Below are 23,440 nucleotides of genomic sequence, written 5' to 3' on the forward strand. Positions count from 1 at the left end.
GTCAGACCGCGACCGGTTCCCTGTGCACGGGCGCGGGCGAGTCCTTGCCCGCCTCGGTCGCCTGGACCAACCGGCCCTTCCAGGTCCGCTGCCCCCGGAAGTCCAACCAGAACGAGCAGCACAGCAGGTACAGGAACGCCAGCACCATCAGGGGGTGCAGGAACGCGTCCGGCCACACCCGGTCACCCGACGTCCGCGCGGTGACGACGCGGCTGAACACACCGAGCAGGTAGCCGCACAACCCGACCGCTGAGCCGGACAGCGCCGCCAGCGGCGGCAGGATGTACAGCAGGGCCAGGAGCAGCCCGATCACCGCCATCACCGGCCGCGACTCCATCACGCCGACGCACAGGTGTTTGCTGTAGCCCTTCTTGATCTCCTGCCAGGACGTGTACAGGCGACCCCGCGCGACCTCCGACGCCTCGGCGAGCACGAGCCGCCCGCCGGAGCGCGCGAAAGCCATGCCCAGTGCGGCGTCCTCGCTCACAGCGGTGCTCACGCCCGCGTACCCGCCGCATCGGCGGTATGCCTCGCGGTCGAAGACGTGCAGCCAGCCCTCCAAGGCACCGATGCCGGGGTTGCGGTCGCTCTGGATCAGCCGGAGCGGCAGGAAAGCCGTCCACAGCCAGGCCACCGCGGGCTGCACCAGGCGCTCCGCGTAGGTCACCGCGATCTGCCGGATGTGCGCCGACAACAGGCCGCCCCCGTGCTCGCGCAGCGCCGTCACCAGCGCGGCCACCCCGGTGGGGCCGAGCTCCACGTCCGCGTCGACGAAGACGAAGACCTGCGATTCGGGGTCGGCGTTCTCGGCGAGCAGGTGGCAGCCGCGCGTCTTGCCCTGCCAGCCGGGCGGCAGCTCTCCGCCGGAGAGCACTCGGACCCGCGGATCGCCCGCCGCCACCGCGCGAACCACGTCGGCCGTGCCGTCCGTCGACTCGTCGTCGAAGACGAGGATCTCCATGCGTGGCACGTTCCGCTGGTCCAGCAGGGAACGGATCAGCGGCGAGATCCGCAGCGCCTCGTTGCGGGCCGGGATCAGCACGGACACCATCTCGGTGATCTCCGGCGGCGCGCTCCGCAGCCTGCGGCGGCCCCAGAACGCGTTGAACACCGAGTTCGCCGCGAACACGGCGCACAGCAGCGTGGCCCAGAACGTCAGGTTCTCCAGGATGTCAGTCATCTCAGTGCCTTTCGGCCACGGCGCCACCGACGGCGACCGGCTCGTCGGGGAGGAACGTCGTCCGCTGATCGGCCCGCGCTTCCCAGCGCGCGCACAGCGCCGACACCGCGAACGCGACGGCGAGGCCGCCGAACGCGTCGCTCACGTAGTGGAAGCGGTTGTAGGCGATCGACACCGTGAGCAGGCAGACGAAGGGCAGCAGAACGCGGAATGCCCGGCGATAACCGAAGTGCCGCAAGGCGAGCAGGACGGTCCACGCCATGCCCACGTGCCCGGACGGGAAGGCCGATCCCAGCGGATCGCCGACCATCATCGTCTGGATCATGTCGGTGAACAGGTAGCCGTCCAACCCGCCCGTGGCGAACTGCGGAACCGTGTGCATCGGGCCGAGCACCGGGAACAACACGAAACCGATGTAGGTCGCGGTCGAGGCGAGCATGATGCGGAAAATGAATCGCTCGGCCTGATCACGCTCGCCGCGGAACAGCAACACAACGGCGGGGAGCACCATCAGCGGGTAGAGCAGCGAGTAACCGAACATCATCACTTCGGTGAGCACCGGATTCGCGATGCTGTCGAAGAACAGATTGGGATGTCCGCCGAAAACGGCTGCCTCGACCGCGTTGACCTCGGCGTCAAGGAAGCGTCCGTGAAAGACGAGCACATAACGCTCGATCGCCTTGTACAAAAAGATCGTGAGCGAGAGCGGGTAGAGCAGCCACAGGTACTGCGCGAGCGCGCTGCCCGGGAAGCGCCGCACCAGCAGGGCCGAGGCCGCCCAGATCGCCACACCGGCCGCGAGCGCGATGACCAGCTCGAACGGCTTCGTCACCCGCTCCCAGCCGAGCACGGCGATGCAGGCGACCACCGCCAGGTAACCGAGCACGAGGCGGTCGACCGGACGCGGTGTCCCGTCGGCACCACCCCGCGCCAGCACGACTTCACGAAGAGAGTTCACGTCCACTTCCCCGACTTCATCCCGCGACACCGCGCCGTTCGGCGATAAGCCCTCGAAACGCCGGATGTCGTTATTCAGACAAGCGGAAGCTACCCGGCGGCACTCGAACACTTCAACCTCAAGAGTTTCGATTCAGCGCACATTCCCCTGAGCCGAAAGGATTCGAATCGGCGGCAAGATCAGGGGATTCCCCTGATGCTCAGGGACACGGGTCCCGGCAGCGTGGAAGACGACGCGCACTCCCGGGGGCCGGAATCGCCCGCCCCTAGGGGACCCTGGTTTTTCCGGGCCGCGGGCGACCGGCGGCGTGTCTCCCCAATCGGTCAGCAGGCGGCCAGGTCGCCGCGCCGGGGGAAGTCCGAGCGGAGATCGGTGGCGGGCGAGAGCCACGCGGCGGGCGAGGAATCGCTCTCAGCGGCGCCCAGCACCGACAACTCGGCCTCCACGTCGCCCGCGGCCGAGTGCGGGTCGTAAAGCTCGACACACATTCACGTACACCTTTCAGGCGGGCACTGGATCAATTCCGTGGAACCTCACCGCCACCACCCGCGGCGGGCAAGACCTTTAGGCCAGTACAAAAACTCGAAGAATTCTTCTCACCACCATTCCCCAGCGCGCCGGGCGCACGCGGACCCTCGTATGGTTCAGGTATGCGACTTGATCAACACGGCGTGCCGCTGACCGCGGCTACCGCTGCCGCCGTCGACGAACTGGATCGCGCGGTCGACTCCCTGCTGCACTTCCGCTCCGACGTCGGCGACCTCGCCGAGCGCGTAGTGGCCGAGGACCCGACGTTGCCGCTGGGCAACGCCCTGCGCGTGTACTTAGCCGTGCTGAGCACCGATCCCGCGTACGTGCCCGTCGTCGCCGACCAGTTCGCGAAGTTCCAGAGCGTGGTCGACGCGACCGCGCTCACCCCTGGCGAGCAGGTGCACGTGCGGGCGGCCACTCGGCTGTTGGAGGGCGACCTGGCGGAAGCGGGGCGACTGCTCGCCGACCTGTCCACCGCTCAGCCGCGTGACGCGATCGCGCTGGCTTTCGGCCACCAGATCGATTTCCTCACCGGTAACGCGGTGTCGCTGCGTGACCGCGTCGGCGCGGCCCTGCCCGCGTGGAGCGAATCCGACCCGCATTACGCCAACCTGCTCGGGATGTACGCGTTCGGATTGGAGGAGTGCGGCCATTGGGAGAAGGCCGAACAGGTCGGGCTGCACGCGATGGCGCTGGACTCCACCGATGTGTGGAGCATCCACGCCGTCGGCCACACCCACGAGATGCGGGCGCGGTTCTCCGACGGCATCGCGCTGTTCGACCGGCGCCGGGACGCCTGGGACACCGGGAACCTGCTGCGCGGCCACATCTGGTGGCACTACTGCTTGTTCCTGTTGGAAGCCGGTCAGCACGAGCAGGCTCTCACGATCTACGACACGGTGCTGGCGCCGAACGGATCCGAGACCCTTCGCGATGTCGTCAACGCCGCGAGCCTGCTGTGGCGGCTCTACCTGGACGGCACGCACGACGTGCCCCGGTGGCAGGCGCTCGCGCAGACCTGGCCGTCGCGGATGACGATCCCGTTCAGCGCCTTCAACGACATGCATGCCGTCATGTGTTACGTCGGCGCCGGCGAGGACAAGGCCGCGGAGCAGTTGATCGCTGACCGTCGTCGCTACGTCGGCGATGCGCCGGGCCACGTCACCAATGCCGCGATGACCGCGCACGTCGGCCTGCCCGTGTGCGAGGCCCTCCTGGCGTTCGGGCGGGGGCGCTACGCCGAAGCCGTCGACCTGCTGTGGCCGCTGCGCCGCCGCGTGCACGAGTTCGGCGGCAGCCACGCGCAGCGCGATGTCGTGCAGCGGACGCTCGTGGAGGCCGCCGTCCGGGCCGGGCGCACGGACCAGGCCAGGCTGCTCGTCGGCGAACGCGTCAGCCTGCGCCCCGACAGCCCCTACAACCAGCTCAAGCTCAGCCAGCTCACCACCGACTAGTCCACTGTGGACACATCGGTGCGCTCGCCAATGACGCGTTTGGTGCGTTGAACGCCCTGAATGAGTCATTGAGGGCGCCCAAGTACCCCAATGACTCATTCAGGTACTTCCAACGTGCTGAATGAGTCATTGAGGTGCTTCGCGAGCCCGCGTTGTGCTGGCCTCCACGAACCCGTGCCTCTCGTGGTGGGTACACATATCGGGCGTCCGTGGCACTCAAAACCCACGTTATGAGGCCGAAACGAGGGGGTTTGCCCTGAACGGGTCGTTCAGGGACCTCAACGCCCCGAACGACCCGTTCAGGGAACCCAACGCCCCCAACGACTCGTTCAGGGCACTGGAGTACCTCAATGACTCGTTCAGGGCATAAACGCTGAGGGTTGGGGGACTTGAAGACCTGGAAAGCCGGCAAGGGGCGAGGGTGTCGGTGGCGGCGGGTAGCGTCCTGAGCTGTGAAGGAACGCATCCAGGAACTCGCTGACCAGCTCGTGGCGCTGCGCGATGCCTACTACCGGGCGGAGCCGTTGGTCTCCGACGCGGAGTACGACGCGATCGAGGACGAGCTGCGCGGCCTGATCGCGGCGAACCCGGACCTGGCACCCGTTCCGAACCCGCTGGACCAGGTCGGCGCGCCCGCGGTGCTGCACGAGCCGGTCCGGCACTCGCGGCCGATGCTGTCGCTGGAGAAGGCGACCACGCCCGAGCAGGTCGCGGGTTTCTTCGCGCGGTTCCCCGGTCAGCCGGTCGCGGTCATGCCCAAGCTCGACGGCCTGTCGCTGGCGCTGGTCTACGACGACGGCAGGCTGTCCAGGGCGGTGACCCGCGGGGACGGTACGACCGGCGAGGACGTGACCACGCTGGTGCGCGCGCTGACGGCCGGGGTGCCGGAGCGCGTCGACGCGCCGGGCCGGGTCGAGGTGCGCGGCGAGGCGGTCATGCTGCGCTCCACCTTCACCGCCTACAACGCGGAGCACGCGGACAAGCCGCTGATCAACCCGCGCAACGCCGCGGCGGGCACCTTGCGGGCCAAGGACCCGGCGACAGTGGCCGGACGGAACCTCCAGTTCTTCGCATTCGACCTGCACACCGATCCGGACAGCACCGACGCCGACCTCGAACGCGCGTTGGGCACGCTCGGGTTCACCGCCGCGGCCATGCGCCGGTGCGCCGACGCCGAAGCCGCGCAGCACGTGATCGCGGAGATCGAGCAGCAGCGCAACGACCTCGACTACGACCTCGACGGCGCCGTGCTGCGGTTGGCCGATCGGGACGCGTACGCCGCCGCGGGGACCCGGTCGAACTCGCCGCGCGGCGCGCTGGCGTACAAGTTCGCCGCCGAGGAGAAGACCACGCTGCTGGCCGACGTGGTCTGGGACGTGGGCAAAACCGGCAAGATCGCCCCGGTCGCCAAGCTGGAGCCGGTGTTCGTCGGCGGCACCACGGTCACCAGGGCGACGCTGGCCAACCAGGAGGTGATCCGCGCCCGCGGCATCAAGATCGGCGACACCGTGCTGGTGCGCCGCGCGGGCGATGTGATCCCGTTCGTCGCCGGGGTGCTCGACCCCGAGAAGCGCACGGGCGAGGAGCGGGAGATCGTGCCGCCCACCGCGTGCCCGTCCTGCGAGCAGCCGCTGACCGAACAGGGAAACAGCCGGGAACTGTTCTGCACCAACATGTCCTGCCCCGCGCAGACGGTGCGGCGGTTGATCCACTGGGCGTCGCGCGCCGCGGCGGACATCGACGCCATCGGCCAGGTCTGGATCGACCGGCTCGCCGAGGCGGGGCTCCTGGAGCGCCCGTCGGACTTCTACGCGCTGACCAAGGAGCGGTTGCTGGAGTTCGACCGCATCGGCGAGACCTCGGCGACGCGCATGATCGAGTCGATCGACACCAGCCGCCGGGTCGGCCTGCGCAGGGCGCTGATCGGGCTGGCCATCCCGATGGCCTCCGACGGCACGGCGGCCCGGCTGTGCCGCGCGGGCTTCGGTTCCCTGGAGGAGGTCGCCGACGCCGGAGTCGACGCGCTGGTGGCCGTCGACGACATCGGCCCGAAGGTCGCGGCCTCACTGGTCGAGCACCTCGCGCGGCTGCGGCCGGAACTGGAGCGGCTGCGCGAGGCCGGCGTCTCACTGGACGTGCGCGAGGAGGACCTGCCCGCGGTCGTCGCGGCCGGTGCGCCGCTGGCGGGCAACACGGTGGTGATCACCGGGGCGATCAGCGACCCGCGCTCCGGTGAGAAGGTCCCCCGGCCTACCTTCCAGCGCCTGTGCGAGAAGGCGGGCGCCGCGGCCGCGTCGTCGGTCTCGGCGAACACCGACCTGCTGATCACCGGCGCCGGGGTCGGCGAGAGCAAGCTCGCCAAGGCCGAGAAGCTCGGCGTCGAGGTCGTCGACCAGGGCGAGATCTGGCAGCAGCTGATCGCGGCCAACATCGTCTGAGCGGAGAACCGGTGGACCTGCTCTTCGTCACGCTGGCCGGGCACGGCCACATCACCCCGACGCTGGCCCTGGTGGCGGAGTTGGCCGAGCGCGGCCACCAGGTCGACTACGCGACCGGGGCCGAGCACGCCGACGCGGTCACCGCGGCGGGCGCGAGCTGGGTGGAACTGCCCGCGCTGCCGCCGTTCCGCCCGACCGGCCAGAACGTCATGGAGTCCTGGTTCCGGCACTACTTCGCGGCGATGCGCGCGACCTACCCGGTCCTGCTCGACCGCTGCCGGGCCGACCGGCCCAAGGTGATCTGCTACGACGCGACCAACTGGCCCGCGCGGGTGGTCGCCGAGAAGCTGGGCATCCCGGCCGTGCGCTGCGTGCCGCACCTGGCGTCCAACGACTCCTTCAGGTTGATGGAGCCCGAGGAGACCCGCGTCATCGAGCCCGACTGCGCGCGGTTCGCGGCCGAGCACGGGGTCGCGCTGGACGTGTCGGGCGTCCTCGACCTGCCGGAGCGGCGGAACCTGGTCTTCGTGCCCCGCGAGTTCCAGCCGGCCGGGGACACCTTCGACGAGACGTTCCACTTCATCGGCCCGTTGATCGGGCGCCGCGACGCCGAACCCTGGGCGCCGCAGCACGACGACCTGCCACTGCTCTACGTCTCGCTCGGCTCGATCATGGCCGACCCGGCGTTCTACCGGGCGTGCGTCGACGCGTTCGGCGACGGGGCGTGGCAGGTCGCCATGACCGCGCGCGACGTGGGGCCGGTCCCCGCCACCTTCGACGTGCAGGGCTGGTTCCCGCAACCCGTTGTCCTGCAACGGGCCCGGGTGTTCGTCACGCACGCCGGGATGAACTCCACGATGGAGGCGCTGCACCACGGCGTTCCGTTGGTCATGGTGCCGCAGACCCCGGAACAGGTGGCCAACGCCGATCGCGTCGAGGAGCTCGGCCTGGGAGAACGCTTGCGGGACAACGAAGATCTGCGCGCGGTGGTCGAACGGGTGGCGAACAGCGGCACCATCCGGGGCAACCTCGACCGGATGCGCGCCGCGATCCGCTCGGCCGGTGGTGCCGAGCGCGGCGCGGACCTGATCAGCGACCGTGCGCGGTGTCCCGCTGATCCGGAGAAAGACCCACCGCACGGATAACGATTCGGCAGCCCCGTGTCGCGGTGTCCCGTTGACTTGAGGGATGACCAATCGCGATTTCACCGCGCTGTGGGTGGGACAGGCGCTGTCGCAGCTGGGCACGAGCGTGTCGGCGTTCGCGTACCCGGTGATCGTGTTGGGGCTCACCGGTTCCGCGGTCGCGGCCGGATCGGTGGCTGCGGTGTCTGCGGCCACCGCGTTCGCGCTGCGGCTGCCCGCCGGGGCCTGGGTGGACCGGTGCGACCGGCGCAGGGTCATGGTGCTCAGCGACGCGGTGCGGGCTCTCGCGTTGACCAGCCTGCTGATCGTCGACATGGCCGACGCGCTGACCTTGCCGCACATCCTGGCGTGCGCGGCGGTCGAATCCGCGTTCGGCGTGCTGTTCGGCCCCGCCGAAGCTGCTGCACTGCACCGGATCGTGCCCGCCGACGAGGTGCGGCTCGCCGTGGCCCGCAACCAAGCGCGCAGCCACCTGGCGGGGCTGCTCGGGCCGTCGCTGGGCGCGGTCCTGATCAGCGCGGGACGCGGGCTGCCGTTCGCTGCCGATGCGATCTCCTACGCGTTGTCGTTGGTGTGCGTGCTGTCGCTGCGCACGCCCCTGCCCGCACCACGGCGGCGCCGCGCACGCGGAGGCGGTCTGCACTGGTTGTGGCGGGACCGGTTCCTCCGCTTCGCCGTTCCGTGGTGTGGAGCGGCCTGCGCCGTGTTCAGCTCCATCGGCATCGTGGTGCTTGTGCTTGTGCAGCAAGGCGGAGCGACCACGGTGCAGACGGGTGCGACGTTCTCGATCACCGCGGCCGGTGGGGTTCTCGGCGCGGTGCTCGCCCCGTGGTTGCAGCGGAGGCTCGCTCCGGCCCGGACCCTCGTCGTCTTCGGCTGGGTGGCGGCGACGGTTACACCGCTGCTGCTGGTCACCGACTCCCCCTATCTCATCGGCGGCATCGGCGCGCTCGCTTTCCTCATGGCACCCGCGGTGAACGCCGTGATCTTCGGCCACATCACCGCGACCGCTCCCGACGAGCTCCAAGGTCGGGCACACGCCGCGGCGATGCAGGTGATCATGTTCCTGACGCCCGTCTCTCCCCTGCTCGCCGGACTACTGTTGGACTCGGTCGGCCCGGGCGCCACCGTGTGCGCCTACGCCGCGATCTTGCTTCTGCTCGCCGTGACGGCGACATCGGTGCTGGAAAGGACGCGTGACCGTGGCACGAGTACTCGTGATCGGACTCGACCCCGCCAAGATCGAGGGCTGGGACCCGGAGCCGGTGCAGGCGGCGCTGGCGCGCGGCCAGGCCCGCTTCGATGATCACGGCATCGAGGCCGACATGTGCCTGGTGGCGCTCGACGAGAACCCCGAGGCGACGATCGTGGAGTCGCTGACCAGCGCGGACTACGCGTGCGTGGTGGTCGGCGGCGGCATCCGCAAGCACGAGCCGCTGCTCGAGCTCTTCGAGAAGGTGGTCAACCTGGTCCGGCAGCACGCACCGGACGCGGCCATCGCCTTCAACAGCGGCCCGGAGGACAGCGCGGACGCCGCGCTGCGATGGCTGCGCCAGGAGTGAGTGCGCGGGTGTAGTGGCGGTGTAGCGAGCGTGCGCACCGTTGGTGGAGACATCACGCAGTGATCTCTCCACAGGAGGAAATCCATGCGCACCAAGAGAATCTGCCAGACGGTCGGGCTCGCGGCCGCACTGGCCCTCGGCGGAGCGGTCGGTCCGGCGTTCGCGGAGCCGGGCGCGCCCGCCACCGACCTCGCCAGCATCGTCACCGCCGCCGACATCGCCAATCCCGCGTTCGAGGACACGGCGGCACAGCCCGCCGACACCGGTGATGTCGGCACCACGCAGACCGCCGCAGGTGCCATCCGGTGGTTCTCCAGCCGCAAGGGCAGCACCGCCTACGAGGGCTACTGCGAGCGCGCGGTGCGCCTGGCCTGGGCTCGCAGCACCCGTCACCCCAGCGCGATCGCGCACTGGAAGTCCAACACCGACGGCAAGCGGTACAACAAGGGCAGGCCGCCCGCGGGCGCCTTCGTGTTCTGGAACATCAGCAAGTACGGCCACGTCGGGATCGCCGACGGCAAGGGCGGCTTCTGGGCGACCAACGTCAACAACCGCATCGGCCACGCGACCTCGGTGAACTACTTCCGCAACTACCTCGGCTGGAAGTACGGCAACAGCAAGTGAGCGCCACGCGCGCGGCGCCGGTCAGGGAGGAAGCCGGCGCTGCGCGCGCTCCGACTGCTCCAGCAGCACGAGCCCCTCGGCCTCGCCCTGAAGGTTCCCGGTCTGGCGGAACACCTGGAGCGCGCGGTCGCCGACGCCGCGCGCCTGGACCGTCTCGCCCATGGCGAGCAGGGTCTGGCCGATGCCGAGCAGCGCGTAGGCGGTGCACCGTTCGTCATTGATCGATTCCAAAATGGACAGTGCTTTTCTCAGGCAGGACAACGACTCTGTCAGGTTGTCGATGATCCTGTGCAGCGTTCCGAGCTCGGTCAGCACCTTCGCTTCCCGGTGCTCGTCGCCGATCTCCCTCGCCAGGGTGAGCGCCTCGCCGAGCCACTGCCTGGCCGCCGCGGTCTCACCGAGCAGCGCGTGCACGGTGCCGATCGAGTTGAGCATCTGCCCCTGGGCGCGGAACTCGCCCGTCCCGACGAATCCGGTCAACGCGCGGCGGTAGAAACCGAGCGCTTCGGTGGCCCGTCCGCGCACCCTGGCCACGGTTCCCAACCCGGCCACGGCGAACGCCGAACCGAGACGATCACCGAGTTTTCCGTACAACGCGGCACTTTCGGCCATGTCGCGCTCAGCTTCGGCGTATTCGTCGTGGTACAGGTGGACTTGGCCGAGCCCGCGCAACAACGCGGCCTGCCCGCTCAGGTCACCACTGGCCCGCGCAGCGGTGAGCGCGCGTTCATGACCGCGACGCCAGTCCTCGTAATGGCAACGCAGATCGAAGAACGGCACGGCGGCTGCCGTCAGGCGCCACGCCAGGTCGCTCAGTCCGGCTCGCACGGCCAGTTCGACCCCGGCGTTCAACGCCGTGCGTTCGCCCTCGAACCAGCGCAGCGGATCGGCGACGAGCGCCCGTGCCTGCCCGGGTTCCGGATTCCAGTTCGCGGGCGGAGTGGTGATCGCACCGAAAGCCGTGGGCAGCCCGGCGGCGGCGAGCTGTGTCAAGGACAGCAACGCTTCCAGCGCCCGCGCCAGGGCTTGCCGCCGCTCGTGCTCGGGTTCGCCCCGCGCGACTTCGGAGGCGTAGTAACGCAGCAGGTCGTGCAGGCGGTAGCGGGGCTGGCCGATCGCGTCCGCACCGACCAGTTCCACCAGGTTCGCGTCGACCAGGCAGTCCAGCGCCTCGTGCGCGCGCCGCTGGTCCAGGACGGCCTCCACCGCCCAGCTCGCGAAGTCCTGTCCGCCGAGCGCGGCCAGCCTGCCGAAGGCGAGCACGGCCAGCCGCGGCAGTTGCCGCACGCTGAGCTCGAAGCTGGAGCGCACACCGAGGTCCCCGACGCGCAGTTCGCTGAGCCGGTTGGACTCGTCGCTGAGCCGTTCGCGCAACGTGCGCAGGTTCCACGCCTGGCGCCCGGCCAGCCGCGCTCCGGCGATCCGGATCGCCAGCGGGAGGTAGCCGCAGAACCGCACGATCGTCGCGGCCTCCTCCGGTTCCGCGCGCACCCGCTCGGCGCCGACGATGCCCGCGAGCAGGGAGATCGCCTCGTGCGCGCCGAACACGTCGAGTTCGAGGTGCCGGGCTCCGGCGAGCTCCACCAGCCTGCCCCTGGTGGTGATCAGCACCGCGCAGGCCCCGTCGCCCGGCAGCAGCGGCTGGACCTGCTCCGCGGTCGCGGCGTCGTCGAGCAGGAGCAGCACCCGGCGACCGGCCAGGCGGGACCGCAGCAGCGCCGAGCGCGCGGCGAGACCGGTCGGCAGCGCCGCGCCGATGACGCCGAGGGCGAGCAGGAAGTCGGTGAGCACGTCGGCGGGGTCCCGCGGCGTGGACCCGGTCGCGCCGAGGTCGACGTAGAGCTGGCCGTCGGGGAACCGCTCGCGCAGGCGGTGCGCCGCGTGCAGGGCGAGCGCGGACTTCCCCGCGCCCGGTGATCCGGCCACCACGGCGACGACTGGTGCTTTTGGCTCAGCGGCTAGGATTTCTTCGAGTTCGCGCAGATACGCCCGCCTGCCGGTGAAGTCGGCGACGTCCGGGGGCAACTGGCGCAGCGGGCTCAGTTGCAGTGCCTCGGCCTCCGGCTCGACCGGCGGCCCCGGTTCCTCGTCGCTGAGCACGGTGGCGTGCGCCGCGCGCAGTTCCGGCCCTGGTTCCACGCCGAGGTCGGCGACCAGGCGCTCCCGCACCGAGGCGTAGGCGCCGAGGGCGTCGGCCCGCCGCCCGGAACCGTTGAGCGCGAGCATGTACTGCTGCCACAGGCGTTCCCGGTAGGGATGGCGGTCCAGCAGCACGAGGAGCTCGGCGATGGCCTGATCGTGCGCGCCGAGCCTGACCTGGAGGGAGAGCCGTTCCTCGATCGCGGTGAGCCTGCTCTCCAGCAGCCTGCCGATCTCGGCCGCCCACTGCTCGGCGGCGGGCAGGTCCTCCAGCGGATCACCGCTCCACAGCGCCTCCGCCCGCTGCACCAGCTCCAGCGCCCGCTGCGGGGAACCCTCCTGGCGGGCGCGGGTGGCGGCGGCCCGCAGCTCCTCGAACACCCGCGCGTCCACCGCGTCGGGGGCGAGGACCAGCGAGTAGCCGGTGTGGTGGGTGATCAGCCCCTGCTCCGGCGGGAACCCGGGTAATCGCCCGCGCAGCCGCCACACGTAGGTCTGGAGGTTGGCGTGCGCGGACGGCGGCTCCCCGCTCGGCCAGATGACCTGGACGAGCTGGTCGAACGGCACGAGCTTGTTCGCGTTGAGCGCCAGGTGCGCGAGCAGCACTCGCTGCTTGGTGCCGCCGAGGGCGACCGGTGCGCCGTCCACCGTGACCCGCAGCGGCCCCAGGAGGTGGAAGCGCGCCCCCATGGCGCTGTTGACCTCACGCGGCACGTGGCGAGGCTACAGCTCAGGCCGCGTTGCCGTGAATGATTCACAAAAGTTCTGAACGTCCTAAGTGGACTCGAACTCGGTCGCGAAGGCCCGGACGCGGCCGGTCTCCCCCGCTGTCGGCCACACCAGTCCCCAGTGCGCGTCCGGGGCGTCGCGGAACGGGACGAAGGCGATGCCCGGCCGCGCGAAGTACCGCTCGGCATGTGCGGCGAGCGGACAGATCCCTTCGCCCGCGCCGATGACGAGCAGCAACTCCTGGAACGTGCCGTAGGCGCGCCCGCGGGTCATCGGTGTGCCCTTCGGCGTCGTTTCGCTCCAGTACGCGGGTGGCGGATGGGCCGCGCGCAGCACGGTGTCCCGGCCTAGGTCCTCCAGCGTGACGAAATCCCGCCGCGCGAACGGATGTCCCGAGGCCACGGCGAGCACCATCGGCTCGGTGTGCACCACGGGTCCCGTGGTGAGGCCGTCCTCGGTCACCGGCAGCAGCATCACGGCCACGTCCGCCTCGCCCGCGCGGAGCGGGGCCAGCGGATCGTGGAACGGCGCCTCCCGGATCTCGAGCTCGCAGGCCGGGTACCTGGCACGGAAAGCGTTGAGGGGAACGGAAATCAGCTCCGCCAGCGCGGGTGCCTCGAAGCTCAGGCGCAGCGCGCCCTCGATGCCGCGGCCCGCCGTGATCGCGCGCTCGATGCCCGCGAGCAGCTGCTCGAAGGCCGGGCGGATGTCGGCCTCCAGCTGCCTGCCGATCGGGGTGAGTGCGACGCGGCGGCTCGTGCGGTCGAACAGCGGGGCGCCGATGCGGCGCTCCACCGCCTTGATCGACTGGCTCACCCTGGCCTGCGACACCCGCAGCCGCTGGGCGGTCCTGCCGAAGTGCAGTTCCTCGGCCAGCGCCAGGAAGACCTCCACGTCCCTGCGTTCCATAACCCACAGCTTATCGATCGGTGCGGACTTCGGCGTTGTTCGCCCTGGTCGGGCGGGCGAAGGTGGTCCACATGACAGATCACACGCTCGTCCGCGCCGCCGACGCCGAGGTCCTCTCCGACGCCCCCGGCAGCCTCATCACCCTGCTCGCCGACTCCGACAGCTCCGAGAAGCGGTTCACCACCAACCGCGCCACCCTCCGCCGCGGCGTTTTCGGCACGCCCGCGCACTTCCACACCCGGGCCACCGAGTTCTTCTTCGTCATCGACGGCTCGCTCCAGGTCCTCGTCCGCGATGAGCTGCACACGCTGGACAAGGGCGATTTCCTCGCCGTGCCGCCGAACGTCCCGCACGCCTTCGGCCCGGCGAAGGACTCCGACGCCGACGTGCTGGTGGTGTTCACCCCCGGAATGGACCGCTTCGACTACTACCGGCTGCTCGACCGCGTCGCGCGCGGAGCGGCCGATCCCAAGGAGATCGCCGAGTCCTCGCAGCACTACGACAACCACTACGTCGACAGTCCACTGTGGAGGAAGGCCCGCGCCGACGCCGCGGTGTGACCGTCGTTCGCCCGTCTTCAAGTACCCCCCACCCCCCTCCCAGAGGTCTTTAACCGCCCCCAACCCTCCTCGGAGCCAGCCGGGGTTGGGGGCAGTTTGAGACTGCGTGGAGGGGGGTTGGTAGTACTTGAAGACGCCCCGACTACGCGCTGCCAGGCATCGGCGGGCTCGGAGTTCGTAGGTCTTGACGTGGCGCGGCGTTCGACCGAGGGCTGTCCTCGGCCGAACGAACGCTTCCCTTTTCGGCCGCGACCGAGGATGTTCATTAGCTAAGCTAAGAACAATTCGGAGCGCAGATGGACATCATCGGTTTGCTCGCGGCCGTGCTCACCACGGGCTGCTGGCTCCCGCAACTGGCACGGTCCTGGCGGACCCGGTCGACCGCCGACATCTCCTGGGCGTACATCTTCACCTTCGGGCTCGGCATCTCCCTGTGGCTGACCTACGGGCTGGTGCGCGCGGACGTCCCGCTCATCGCCGCCAACGCCGCGATCATCACCGCGCTCGCCGCGTTGTCGGTCATGAAGGTGGTGTTCGAGCGGACAGTCCCGGAGCGCTCCTGAACGGATCAGCCCTTCATCCTCGCGAACATGCCCGCCTCGTAGGAACCCGCCGGGTTGCGCACGATCACGTTGATCCGGTTGGCCGCGTTGATCAGCGCGACCAGCAGGACCAGCGCGGCGATCTGGTCGTCGTCGTAGTGCTCGCGCGCCCTGGCCCAGGTCTCGTCGGACACTCCGTGGTGGGTGTCGGCGAGCCGCGTGCCCTCCTCGGCGAGCGCCAGCGCGGCGCGCTCGGCCTCGGTGAACACGGTGGCCTCGCGCCAGGCCGCGACCAGGTGGAGCCGGACCGAGGTCTCGCCCGCCGCCGTGGCCTCCTTGGTGTGCATGTCGGCGCAGAAGCCGCAGCCGTTGATCTGGCTGGCGCGCAACGACACCAGCTCCTGGGTGGCCTTCGGCAGCGGTGACTCCTCCAGCAGCATGCTCATCCCGGCGAACCGCTTGGTGAACTTGGCGGCGACCGCGTTGTCGAACAGGTTGATGCGAGCGTCCATGGTCTCGTCCTCACTCGTGGTGTTGCACTGGACGAACACCAGATGCCGGTGCCCCGCGCCCTGTGACAGCGCGGCGGAGTGACGCGCGCCACGCCGTCCGGCTGTCACACCGCGGGAGGTCCTGGCGTCTGGTGGGAGACACAGCCCAGAGCGAGGAGACAGGCATGGCGCGCGATCCGGCCACCGAAGCGTTCGTCACCCACCGGAACCTGCTGTTCACGGTCGCCTACGAGATGCTCGGTTCGGCCGCGGACGCGGAGGACGTCCTCCAGGAGACCTGGCTGCGCTGGGTGAACGTCGACCTCGGCACGGTGCGGGACCGGCGCGCGTACCTCGTCCGGATCACCACCCGCCAGGCGCTCACCCGACTGCGGGCGCTCGGCCGCCGCAAGGAGTCCTATGTCGGGCCCTGGCTGCCCGAGCCGCTGCTGACCACGCCCGACGTGGCCGAGGACGTCGAGCTGGCCGACAGCGTCTCGATGGCCATGTTGCTGGTGCTGGAAACGCTCGCGCCGACCGAGCGGGCCGTGTTCGTGCTCCGCGAGGTGTTCGACTTCGGCTACGACGAGATCGCCGAGGCCGTCGACAAGAGCCCCGCCGCGGTCCGCCAGATCGCCCATCGCGCGCGGGCCCACGTCGCCGCGCGCCGCCCTCGCGCGGTCACCTCCGCGGACGAGGCCCGAGGCGCGCTGGACGCGTTCCAGCGAGCGGTCGAAACCGGTGATCTGCAAGGGCTGCTCGACATCCTCGCTCCCGACGTCGTGCTGCTCGGTGATGGCGGCGGCATCAAGCAGGCCGTTCCCCGCCCGATCGTCGGAGCCGACAAGGTGGCGCGCCTGCTGGCCGCCGGGCTGGGCCGGGTCGCCGAGGCGATCTCGCTGGAACGGGTCCAGGTCAACGGATTCCCGGCGCTCCTGGTCCGGCTCGACGGCCAGCTGGACAGCGTCATGGCGGCGCACGTCGAAGACGGGCTGATCACCGGGCTCTACGCCGTGCGCAACCCGGAGAAGCTGTCCCACATGGACCGCGAGACCTCACTGCGCCGGTGACCTACCGGCGGAACCACCTCGTCGCAGATCCTGCCGCTGACCACGAAGCCACCGTGCCCGGTGCCGCGCGGGTTGAACTTGTACTTCCCCTCGAACGTCGCCCCGCCCCCGGGCGTCTTGAGCGAGAAGGTGTGCCAGCGCCCGGTATCGGCGGCCGCGAAGGTGAGCGCGCCGACAGCGGCGACAGCGCTCACGGCGGCCGGGACACGTGTTTGATCACCGTGTTTCTTCCCCCATCCGGTGTTCGGGCAACCGTTTCCGGCCGCCGGGACGAAGCCTACGAAGCACCGGGAACGCCGATCCACGCCTTTGCACCTCACCGCAAAGCATCCTGAATGTCCACACTGGACAGCTCGGGAGACGCTGTGCTTGCCTGGCCGTGTCCCGCAAGTCCCCCAGCACTCCGCCCACCAAGTAAACTCTGTCCCATGCCCCACACGCGCCCGTCCACCCCATCCCCCCGCGCGCGCCGTCTAGAGAACCCCGTTTCGTACTCATAACGGGAAAAAGAGCGCTCCAAAAACCCGTTTTGAGTACGAAACGGGGATTTGGGCTGCCCAGGTGATGTTCTGGGGAAGGGTAAGGGGGCGTTGCGGGCGTTGGGGGCCACTGGCAGGACGCGGACTAGTCGGAACATGAGAAGGAGAGCCTGTGAGCCAGCACCACCTCCGGCCGGAGGGTCTGCCCCCGGTCAACGGCTACAGCCACGTCGTGGCCACCACAGGCACGATGATCGTGGTCTCCGGCCAGGTCCCGGTGAACGGCGCGGGCAGGTTCATCGGGCGCGACGACCCGGAAGCCCAGATGCGGCAGGTGTTCGCCAACCTCGCGATCGCGCTCGCCGCGGCCGGGGCGACCATGGACCACCTGGTCAAGCTCACCGTGTACCTGACCGACCTCGCCGATCTGGACGTCTTCCGGCGCGTGCGCGACGAGCACATCTCGCACGAGAACCCGCCCGCCAGCTCACTGGTGCAGGTCAGCGGACTGGTCAATCCGGCGTTCCGCGTGGAGATCGACGCGCTGGCCGCCATCTGACCTCGGGGGTTTGTCGTGGTCAACGGTCGCTGGGGCGGGGGTTGGGTGTACTTGAAGACGCCGGAACTCACGCTGCGGTGACCGATTCGGTGGAGTGGGCTTGGGTGCGGCGGCGGGTGGGGGTGCGGTCGAGCCACCACTGCGCGATCAGCAGCGGGATCGTCCAGCCCAGCCAGGCCGACACCGAGCCGATGGCGTGCATGAACGCGATCTCGCTGCCGCCGAAGGTGGTGGCGATCCGCGGTTCCAGCGCGACGGCGGCCAACGCGGACCACAGCCGGTTGGTGATGATCGACATGGTCAGCGCGAAGCTGCGGATCATCCACCTGCGGTGCTCCGCCATCCGCCGTTTCCGCGCGCTGATGACGCCCATGGCCGTGGTGCCCAGCCACAGCGCCGCCAGGAGAACGTGGCTGACCATCGCCACCGGGCCGAACGGTGTGTTCACCCCGACGACGAACCCGAGCACCCCGGCGGGCAGCACTCCCGCGAACACGTAGACCCGGCCGATCCTCCGGTGCAGCGCCAGGTCGCGGCTGCGCAGCCACGGCCAGATCTGCAGGCAGCACGTCACCATCGCGATCGAGCCGAAGATGATGTGCGAGACCAGGATCGGGTAGTACGCGGGAAAGTCCGGCGGCGACGGCAGCCTGGACCGCGCGGGGTCGAGGCTGAGGTAGCCGGGCAGTGAAACCACCAGGAAGACCAGCACCACCAAGGCGAGCGGAGCCATCCAGGGCCTGCGCAACATCGTGTTCTCCCACCAGAAGTCGTGGCTTCCGACGGTAGGAACCGGGAGCTCTCCGCGCTCTGGTGCTGGCCGCCGCACCGGGGTGGGGTTGCCCCTACCGGAGCGCGGTGTGGTCGCGCGCGAAGTCCCGTGCATGTCCACGCATGAAAACGCTTGCCGGACAAGGAAAATGCTGTTCAAGCGCGTCGCACCGGGCGGCTCCGCGTGCGACGATCCTGCGATCGACCACCGGAGGGCTGGATGAGCGAGACGAAACCGTTGCCGCGCTTCGCGATCGGGCCGGTGGCGCTCGTCGCCGCGGTCCAGGCGGTCGTGCTGACGGCGGTGTCCGGGAGGTACGGCTTCCACCGCGACGAGCTGTACTTCCTGTCCTCCGGGGAGCACTTGGACTGGAGCTACGTCGACCACCCGCCGCTCACCCCGCTGCTCGCCAAGATCGCCGCGACGCTGTTCGGCGCCACCCCGAGCGGGTTGCGGATCGTGGCGACGCTGATCGGCGCGGCGGTCGTGGTGGTGGTCGCGCTGGTCGCGCGTGAGCTCGGCGGAGACCGGGCGGCGCAGCTCCTCGCCGCGGCGGCCACGTCGGTGTCGACGTACGTCCTCGTGGTGACGCACATGCTGTCCACCTCGACCTTGGACCTGTTGGTGTGGACCGTGATCGGCCTGCTGGCGCTCCGACTGTTCCGCGCCGGCGACGCCCGCCTGTGGGTGGCGATCGGCGCGGCGATCGGAGTCGGACTGGCCAACAAGTGGTTGGTGCTGCTGCTGGTTTCGGTGCTGGGCGTCGCGGTCCTGCTGGTCGGGCCGCGATCGGTGCTGCGCACCTGGTGGTTGGCCGGCGGAGTCGCGGTGACGACGGTGCTGGCCCTCCCACTGGTGATCTGGCAGGTCGCTCACGGGTTCCCGATGCTGACCGTGGCTTCGGGCATCAGCTCGCACGACGGCCTCAAGAACCGGCTCTTGTTCGTCCCGCAGCAGGTGACCTACCTGTTGCCCGTGCTCGTGCCGGTGTGGATCGCGGGCATGGTGCGCCTGTGGCGAGATCCCGCGCTGCGCTGGGCGCGAGCGCTGCCGATGGCCTATCTCGTGCTGTGCGCGGCGCTGTTGGTGCTGGGCGGAAAGCCGTACTACTCGATGCCCCTGTTGCTCCTCCTGGTCGCGGCGGGCGCCGAACCGACCACGCGCTGGTTCGCCACCAAGCGGCCCGTGAAGCGCGCGCTCAGCGGTGCGGTCGTGGCAGTCTCCGTCGCCCTCTCCTTCATGATCGCGCTCCCGCTGCTTCCCCCCGATGCGCTCGGCGGCAGCCCCGTCATGGCCGTGAATCGGGAGCAGGCTGAACAGATCGGCTGGCCGGGGTTCGCCGCGAACGTCGCGAGCGTGTGGCAGCGCATCCCACCCGAGCAGCGCGACAAGGCCGTGATCCTCGCCAGGAACTACGGCCAGGCGGGCGCGCTCGACCGCTACGGCGCCGAACACGGCTTGCCCAGGACGTACTCGGGGCACATGTCCTTCGCCGACTGGGGACCGCCGCCGGACGACATGACCGGGCCCGTCCTGTTGATCGGGTTCACGCCGATACCACAAGACGGATTCACCGGGTGCCGCGAGATGGCCCCGCACGACAACGGGATCGACCTCGACAACAGGGAGCAGGGCACGCAGATCGCGCTGTGCGAGGCCACGACGACGGCGTGGTCCGAGCTTTGGCCCACCCTGCGCCGCTTCTACGTCACGTGACGCCTGATCACTTCTCGTGCATCCAGGCGAGCGAGGTCCGTGATTCGCGGATGCGCCACCCCACCGCCGTCCGCACCGCGGTGCAGGCCAGTCGCAGACCGCTTGTCCGGTGGGGCGCCTGGCCGTCGCGGTAGAAGTACACGAGCGAGTTCGCCGTGGCAGCCGCCTGGTCGCCGTCGACGTCCACCAGCAGATCAGTGGTCAGGTGCTGGGTGTGCTCCCCCGCGACCTCGGCCCCTCGCAGGAAGCCGACGAGGTTGTCGACGCCGTGGAGTTCGCCGTTGCGGGGCGAGTACACCGCCACGTCCTCGGCGAAGACGGTGTCCGCGTCCCCCCACCGCTTCTCGTCGAGCAGGTGCGCGAGGCGGCTGAACAGGTCGGCGATCTCGATCCGGTCGGCGACCACGACATCCTCTTTCATTCGGGCTCCTAACGTTGGTCTCGCCAACGATATGGGATGGTGTCAGGGAAGGACACCCCTGCTCGCCTGGCCGCGCGGCTCCCACTACCGCTTCCAGCCGAGGATCGCCAGACCTTGACCCATCTGGCTCAGGCGTCGCGGCGCAGGTCCTGGATCTCGGGGAGTCGCTGGAAGCCGCCCGACGCGTAGGTGGCGACGGCGCCGACGTTGGAGCTCGGCGTGCAGACAAGCGCGCTCGACGACCCCAGCTCCCGCAGTGCGGCCGCCGCGGCGACTGTGATCGCCTTGCCGTAGCCGTGTCCCCGGTGGTCCCGGTGCACGCCCATCGGCTCAAGCAACCCGGGCTTTCCCGGACCGGCCGACCACACCGCTACCGCCGCCACCGCGTTGTCCCGCTCGTCGCGCGCGATGAGACTCCGTGCGTCGGCGTACGGCGAACCGGCCGCCATCGCGTGCCAACGCTCTTCGGTGAACGTCGACTTGTCGAACGATGCCCGGATGACCCCAGCCCAGGCGTGCGCCTGATCCGGCCCGACCACCTCGATCCGCACACCCGGGTCCTCGACAGGCGCCGCCAGATCCCGGCTCAGCGGCGTCCACGGCTCGTCGACGTCCCAGCCGTCCTCGGACAGCAAGTCCTTGAACAGCGCGCCTTTCCGGGCCTCGAGGTACACCTTCCCCTCGGGCAGCACGGTCATGTCGTGACGGAGCCGCTGTGCCAACTCCTCGTCTCGCAGGGCGTCCGGCGCGATCGTCATCCGCAACAGGTCGCGCCCGTCCAGCAGCCCGACAGCGAGAATCCGCCCGTCCCGGCTCCAGGTGCGGACCGCCGCGGCCGTCGCCTCCGCGCCGAACCGCCAGAACCAGCCCAGGTCCCCCGGGTGCAGCTGCATCGGCGCCCCGTCGTCCTGCCACTCCCGCAGCGCGGCCACGGCGTCGCCCAGCTCGTCGACTCCGGGTGTGCCCAACACGATCGTCATCTCCCGATGACACACCACCGCGCCCGCGGCGGCATCTCGTTTTCCGCCGGCGGCTCGACGCGCCCCTGTGACCACCGGTGAACGCGCGTGTTCCGCGAGCCACGTCAATTCCGTAATTTGAAAAGTTCAAGCCGTCTCCGCCACACCCTGGGTTAGGCTGGCGCCGTATCCTCGACCTGATGGGCGGTAATCTTGTCTCTCTCGCTTGAGTTGCGCAGGGACGCCAATGCGGCCGAACTGCTTGACTGGTTCAAGTACATGCGGGCGAATCACCCGGTCTACTGGGACGAGTCCCGGCAGGCGTGGCAGGTATTCGGGTACGCGGATTTCGCGCACGTTGCCTCCGATCCCTCGATCTTCTCCTCGGACTTCCGCGAGGCGTTCCCGCTGACCCCGGAGACCGAGGTGCTGATGGGCCCCGGCGTCTTCGGCGGCATGGACCCGCCCGGGCACGGCCCGGTGCGCAGGCTGGTCAGCCAGGCGTTCACCCCGAAGCGGATCGCGGCGCTGGAGCCGCGCATCGCCGAGATCGCCAAGGAGCTGCTGGGCGGCATCTCCGGGGACCGCTTCGACATGGTCGAGCAGCTGGCCTACCCGCTGCCGGTGATCATGATCGCCGACCTGCTCGGCATCCCCGCCGACGACCAGGACAAGTTCCGCGACTGGGTGGACACCTTCCTGAGCAACCAGGCGATGGAGTACCCCAACTTGCCGGAGGACTTCGCCGAGACCACCGGTCCGGCCATCCAGGCGATGGTGGCCTACTTCCACGAGAAGGCCGCCGAGAAGCGGGCCGTGCGCACCAACGACGTGTTCAGCGACCTGGTGCACGCCGAGCTGGACGGCCGCAGGCTGACCGACACGGAGATCGTCGGCATCGTGGCGCTGCTGCTCTCGGCCGGCCACATCTCCAGCAGCACGCTGATCGCCAACATCATGCTCTGCCTGGACGAACACCCCGAGGCGGAGCGGGAGCTGCGGGCCGACCACTCGCTGATCCCGGCCGCGATCGAGGAGGTGCTGCGCTACCGCAGCCCCTTCAACAACATCTTCCGCATCCTCAAGCAGGACACGGAGCTGCACGGCCACAAGATGCGCAAGGGGCAGATGGTCATCGCCTGGATGGCCTCGGCCAACCGGGACGAGACAGTCTTCCCGAACCCGGACGTCTTCGACATCCACCGCGAGCGCAACCGGCACTTCAGCTTCGGCCACGGCATCCACCACTGCCTGGGCTCGGCGCTGGCCCGGCTGGAGGCCAAGGTGCTGCTGCCGATGCTCTTCGAGCGCTTCCCGCGCTTCGAGGTCGACCACGACGGCGTCGCCTTCTACGAGCCGGACGAGCTGACCGCCAAGCACGTCCCGGTGAAGGTGCGAACGTACTGAAAAAGGCACGCCTGGGGGACCCTCGGACATTTCTCCGAGGGTCCTTTCGCGTACGGGGATCGTTTAGTCGCGCACGCCGACGAAAAGGCCCCTGCCGGACGGACCTCCTTCCAGGAATTCGACGCGAAGGCCCGCCCGGACGAATGCCCGCTCGTACTCCGGGCGTTCGAAGAGCGTAATCTCGTGGACCTCGCTGAAATGCCGGATGCCGCGCTCGGCGGTGGCCACCACGTAGTGCACCTCGATCCGGGTGTGATCGTTTTCCCGGATCGAGTGGGAGACCCGCGAGATGGTCCGCCCGTCCGCCCGGACCACGTCGGCGGCGATGTAGCCGGGGGTGAAGGTCTCCGGGAACCACCACGGTTCCACCACCACGACCCCGCCGGGGGTGAGGTGGTGGGCGAAGGTGGCCACCGCGCTGTCCAGCTCCGCGGTGTCGGCCATGTGCCCGATCGAGCTGAACATGCAGGTCACAGCATCGAATTCGCGGCCAAGCGCGAAGTCGCGCATATCGCCCTGGTGCAGCCGGACCGAGGGGGTCTTGCGCCGGGCGATGCCCACCATGTCCTCGGACAGCTCCACGCCCTCCACCTCGGCGAACTCCTCGGCGAAGAACCGCAGGTGGGAGCCGGTGCCGCAGGCGACGTCGAGCAGCGACGCCGCGTCCGTGCGGTAGGTGCGGACCAGCTTCGCGATGTCGGCGGCCTCGGTCCGGTAGTCCTTGCCGCGACCCTGGTGCACCGCGTCGTAGACCTCGGCGGCTTCCTCGACGTAGTCCTCGTACGCCACGTCGTG

At 69.7% G+C, this 23,440-nt stretch carries 23 protein-coding genes; 12 read left to right on the forward strand and 11 right to left on the reverse strand.

Going from position 1 to position 23,440, the window contains the following annotated elements:
• Position 1 precedes the first annotated feature (1 nt).
• The 3 genes from NLX83_RS35690 to NLX83_RS35700 form a co-directional block, all read right to left on the reverse strand.
• On the reverse strand, positions 2–1,180 hold the full coding sequence (locus NLX83_RS35690) for a glycosyltransferase (protein ID WP_254239681.1): 1,179 nt from the start codon (positions 1,178–1,180) through the stop codon (positions 2–4).
• 1 nt (position 1,181) lies between these two features.
• Complete coding sequence (locus NLX83_RS35695) at positions 1,182–2,138, reverse strand: phosphatase PAP2 family protein (protein ID WP_254239682.1); 957 nt, start codon at positions 2,136–2,138, stop codon at positions 1,182–1,184.
• Between the two features lie 323 nt (positions 2,139–2,461).
• Positions 2,462–2,626 carry a hypothetical protein gene (locus NLX83_RS35700; RefSeq protein ID WP_254239683.1) on the reverse strand — a complete coding sequence of 55 codons (165 nt, stop codon included), beginning with the start codon at positions 2,624–2,626 and terminating at the stop codon, positions 2,462–2,464.
• 162 nt (positions 2,627–2,788) lie between these two features.
• Between NLX83_RS35700 and NLX83_RS35705 the strand changes: the two genes are divergently transcribed.
• The 6 genes from NLX83_RS35705 (at position 2,789) to NLX83_RS35730 (ending at position 9,892) form a co-directional block, all read left to right on the forward strand.
• Positions 2,789–4,123, forward strand: coding sequence for a tetratricopeptide repeat protein (locus tag NLX83_RS35705; protein ID WP_254239684.1), 1,335 nt, complete (start codon positions 2,789–2,791; stop codon positions 4,121–4,123).
• A 452-nt stretch (positions 4,124–4,575) separates the two neighbouring features.
• Complete coding sequence (gene ligA, locus NLX83_RS35710; protein ID WP_254239685.1) at positions 4,576–6,561, forward strand: NAD-dependent DNA ligase LigA; 1,986 nt, start codon at positions 4,576–4,578, stop codon at positions 6,559–6,561.
• A gap of 11 nt (positions 6,562–6,572) precedes the next feature.
• Positions 6,573–7,706, forward strand: coding sequence for a macrolide family glycosyltransferase (locus NLX83_RS35715; RefSeq protein WP_254239686.1), 1,134 nt, complete (start codon positions 6,573–6,575; stop codon positions 7,704–7,706).
• 43 nt (positions 7,707–7,749) lie between these two features.
• Positions 7,750–9,012, forward strand: coding sequence for an MFS transporter (locus NLX83_RS35720; RefSeq protein ID WP_254239687.1), 1,263 nt, complete (start codon positions 7,750–7,752; stop codon positions 9,010–9,012).
• Positions 8,924–9,268 (forward strand): hypothetical protein, encoded by a 345-nt coding sequence (locus NLX83_RS35725; RefSeq protein WP_254239688.1) that lies wholly within the window; start codon positions 8,924–8,926, stop codon positions 9,266–9,268. The genes NLX83_RS35720 and NLX83_RS35725 overlap by 89 nt, the downstream gene beginning before the upstream one ends.
• A gap of 84 nt (positions 9,269–9,352) precedes the next feature.
• Positions 9,353–9,892 carry a hypothetical protein gene (locus NLX83_RS35730; protein ID WP_254239689.1) on the forward strand — a complete coding sequence of 180 codons (540 nt, stop codon included), beginning with the start codon at positions 9,353–9,355 and terminating at the stop codon, positions 9,890–9,892.
• 21 nt (positions 9,893–9,913) lie between these two features.
• On the opposite strand, the gene NLX83_RS35735 is transcribed toward NLX83_RS35730, so the two are convergent.
• Together NLX83_RS35735 and NLX83_RS35740 are read right to left on the reverse strand one after the other, a co-directional pair.
• The gene (locus NLX83_RS35735; RefSeq protein ID WP_254239690.1) at positions 9,914–12,745 is read right to left on the reverse strand and encodes an AfsR/SARP family transcriptional regulator; all 2,832 of its coding nucleotides are present in this window, start codon (positions 12,743–12,745) and stop codon (positions 9,914–9,916) included.
• A gap of 60 nt (positions 12,746–12,805) precedes the next feature.
• On the reverse strand, positions 12,806–13,669 hold the full coding sequence (locus tag NLX83_RS35740) for a LysR family transcriptional regulator (RefSeq protein WP_254239691.1): 864 nt from the start codon (positions 13,667–13,669) through the stop codon (positions 12,806–12,808).
• 71 nt (positions 13,670–13,740) lie between these two features.
• Here NLX83_RS35740 and NLX83_RS35745 point away from each other — a divergent pair, with 71 nt between their 5' ends.
• Positions 13,741–14,229 (forward strand): cupin domain-containing protein, encoded by a 489-nt coding sequence (locus NLX83_RS35745; RefSeq protein ID WP_254239692.1) that lies wholly within the window; start codon positions 13,741–13,743, stop codon positions 14,227–14,229.
• 296 nt (positions 14,230–14,525) lie between these two features.
• On the forward strand, positions 14,526–14,792 hold the full coding sequence (locus NLX83_RS35750; RefSeq protein ID WP_254239693.1) for a SemiSWEET family sugar transporter: 267 nt from the start codon (positions 14,526–14,528) through the stop codon (positions 14,790–14,792).
• Between the two features lie 5 nt (positions 14,793–14,797).
• Here NLX83_RS35750 and NLX83_RS35755 read toward each other — a convergent pair whose 3' ends face one another.
• Positions 14,798–15,283 (reverse strand): carboxymuconolactone decarboxylase family protein, encoded by a 486-nt coding sequence (locus tag NLX83_RS35755; protein ID WP_254239694.1) that lies wholly within the window; start codon positions 15,281–15,283, stop codon positions 14,798–14,800.
• 164 nt (positions 15,284–15,447) lie between these two features.
• Here NLX83_RS35755 and NLX83_RS35760 point away from each other — a divergent pair, with 164 nt between their 5' ends.
• Positions 15,448–16,332 carry an RNA polymerase sigma-70 factor gene (locus NLX83_RS35760; RefSeq protein WP_254239695.1) on the forward strand — a complete coding sequence of 295 codons (885 nt, stop codon included), beginning with the start codon at positions 15,448–15,450 and terminating at the stop codon, positions 16,330–16,332.
• On the opposite strand, the gene NLX83_RS35765 is transcribed toward NLX83_RS35760, so the two are convergent.
• Positions 16,269–16,526 (reverse strand): hypothetical protein, encoded by a 258-nt coding sequence (locus tag NLX83_RS35765; protein WP_254239696.1) that lies wholly within the window; start codon positions 16,524–16,526, stop codon positions 16,269–16,271. The two genes, NLX83_RS35760 and NLX83_RS35765, sit on opposite strands and share 64 nt — an antisense overlap.
• Positions 16,527–16,983: 457 nt before the next feature.
• Between NLX83_RS35765 and NLX83_RS35770 the strand changes: the two genes are divergently transcribed.
• Positions 16,984–17,370 (forward strand): RidA family protein, encoded by a 387-nt coding sequence (locus NLX83_RS35770; RefSeq protein WP_254239697.1) that lies wholly within the window; start codon positions 16,984–16,986, stop codon positions 17,368–17,370.
• Positions 17,371–17,437: 67 nt separating this feature from the next.
• Here NLX83_RS35770 and NLX83_RS35775 read toward each other — a convergent pair whose 3' ends face one another.
• Entirely contained in the window at positions 17,438–18,121 is a 684-nt protein-coding gene (locus NLX83_RS35775; protein WP_254239698.1) for a DUF2306 domain-containing protein, read from the reverse strand.
• Between the two features lie 240 nt (positions 18,122–18,361).
• Here NLX83_RS35775 and NLX83_RS35780 point away from each other — a divergent pair, with 240 nt between their 5' ends.
• The gene (locus NLX83_RS35780) at positions 18,362–19,858 is read left to right on the forward strand and encodes an ArnT family glycosyltransferase (protein ID WP_254239699.1); all 1,497 of its coding nucleotides are present in this window, start codon (positions 18,362–18,364) and stop codon (positions 19,856–19,858) included.
• Between the two features lie 7 nt (positions 19,859–19,865).
• Here the strand turns inward: NLX83_RS35780 and NLX83_RS35785 are convergent, their stop codons facing one another.
• Together NLX83_RS35785 and NLX83_RS35790 are read right to left on the reverse strand one after the other, a co-directional pair.
• Entirely contained in the window at positions 19,866–20,279 is a 414-nt protein-coding gene (locus NLX83_RS35785) for a nuclear transport factor 2 family protein (protein ID WP_254239700.1), read from the reverse strand.
• Positions 20,280–20,407: 128 nt separating this feature from the next.
• Positions 20,408–21,259, reverse strand: coding sequence for a GNAT family N-acetyltransferase (locus NLX83_RS35790; RefSeq protein ID WP_254239701.1), 852 nt, complete (start codon positions 21,257–21,259; stop codon positions 20,408–20,410).
• A 192-nt stretch (positions 21,260–21,451) separates the two neighbouring features.
• On the opposite strand from NLX83_RS35790, the gene NLX83_RS35795 reads away from it, so the two are divergent.
• The gene (locus tag NLX83_RS35795) at positions 21,452–22,645 is read left to right on the forward strand and encodes a cytochrome P450 (RefSeq protein WP_254239702.1); all 1,194 of its coding nucleotides are present in this window, start codon (positions 21,452–21,454) and stop codon (positions 22,643–22,645) included.
• A gap of 63 nt (positions 22,646–22,708) precedes the next feature.
• Here the strand turns inward: NLX83_RS35795 and NLX83_RS35800 are convergent, their stop codons facing one another.
• On the reverse strand, positions 22,709–23,434 hold the full coding sequence (locus NLX83_RS35800; protein ID WP_254239703.1) for a class I SAM-dependent DNA methyltransferase: 726 nt from the start codon (positions 23,432–23,434) through the stop codon (positions 22,709–22,711).
• Positions 23,435–23,440 lie beyond the last annotated feature (6 nt).

The sequence above is a fragment of the Allokutzneria sp. A3M-2-11 16 genome (genome assembly GCF_024213555.1).
Lineage (GTDB): Bacteria > Actinomycetota > Actinomycetes > Mycobacteriales > Pseudonocardiaceae > Allokutzneria.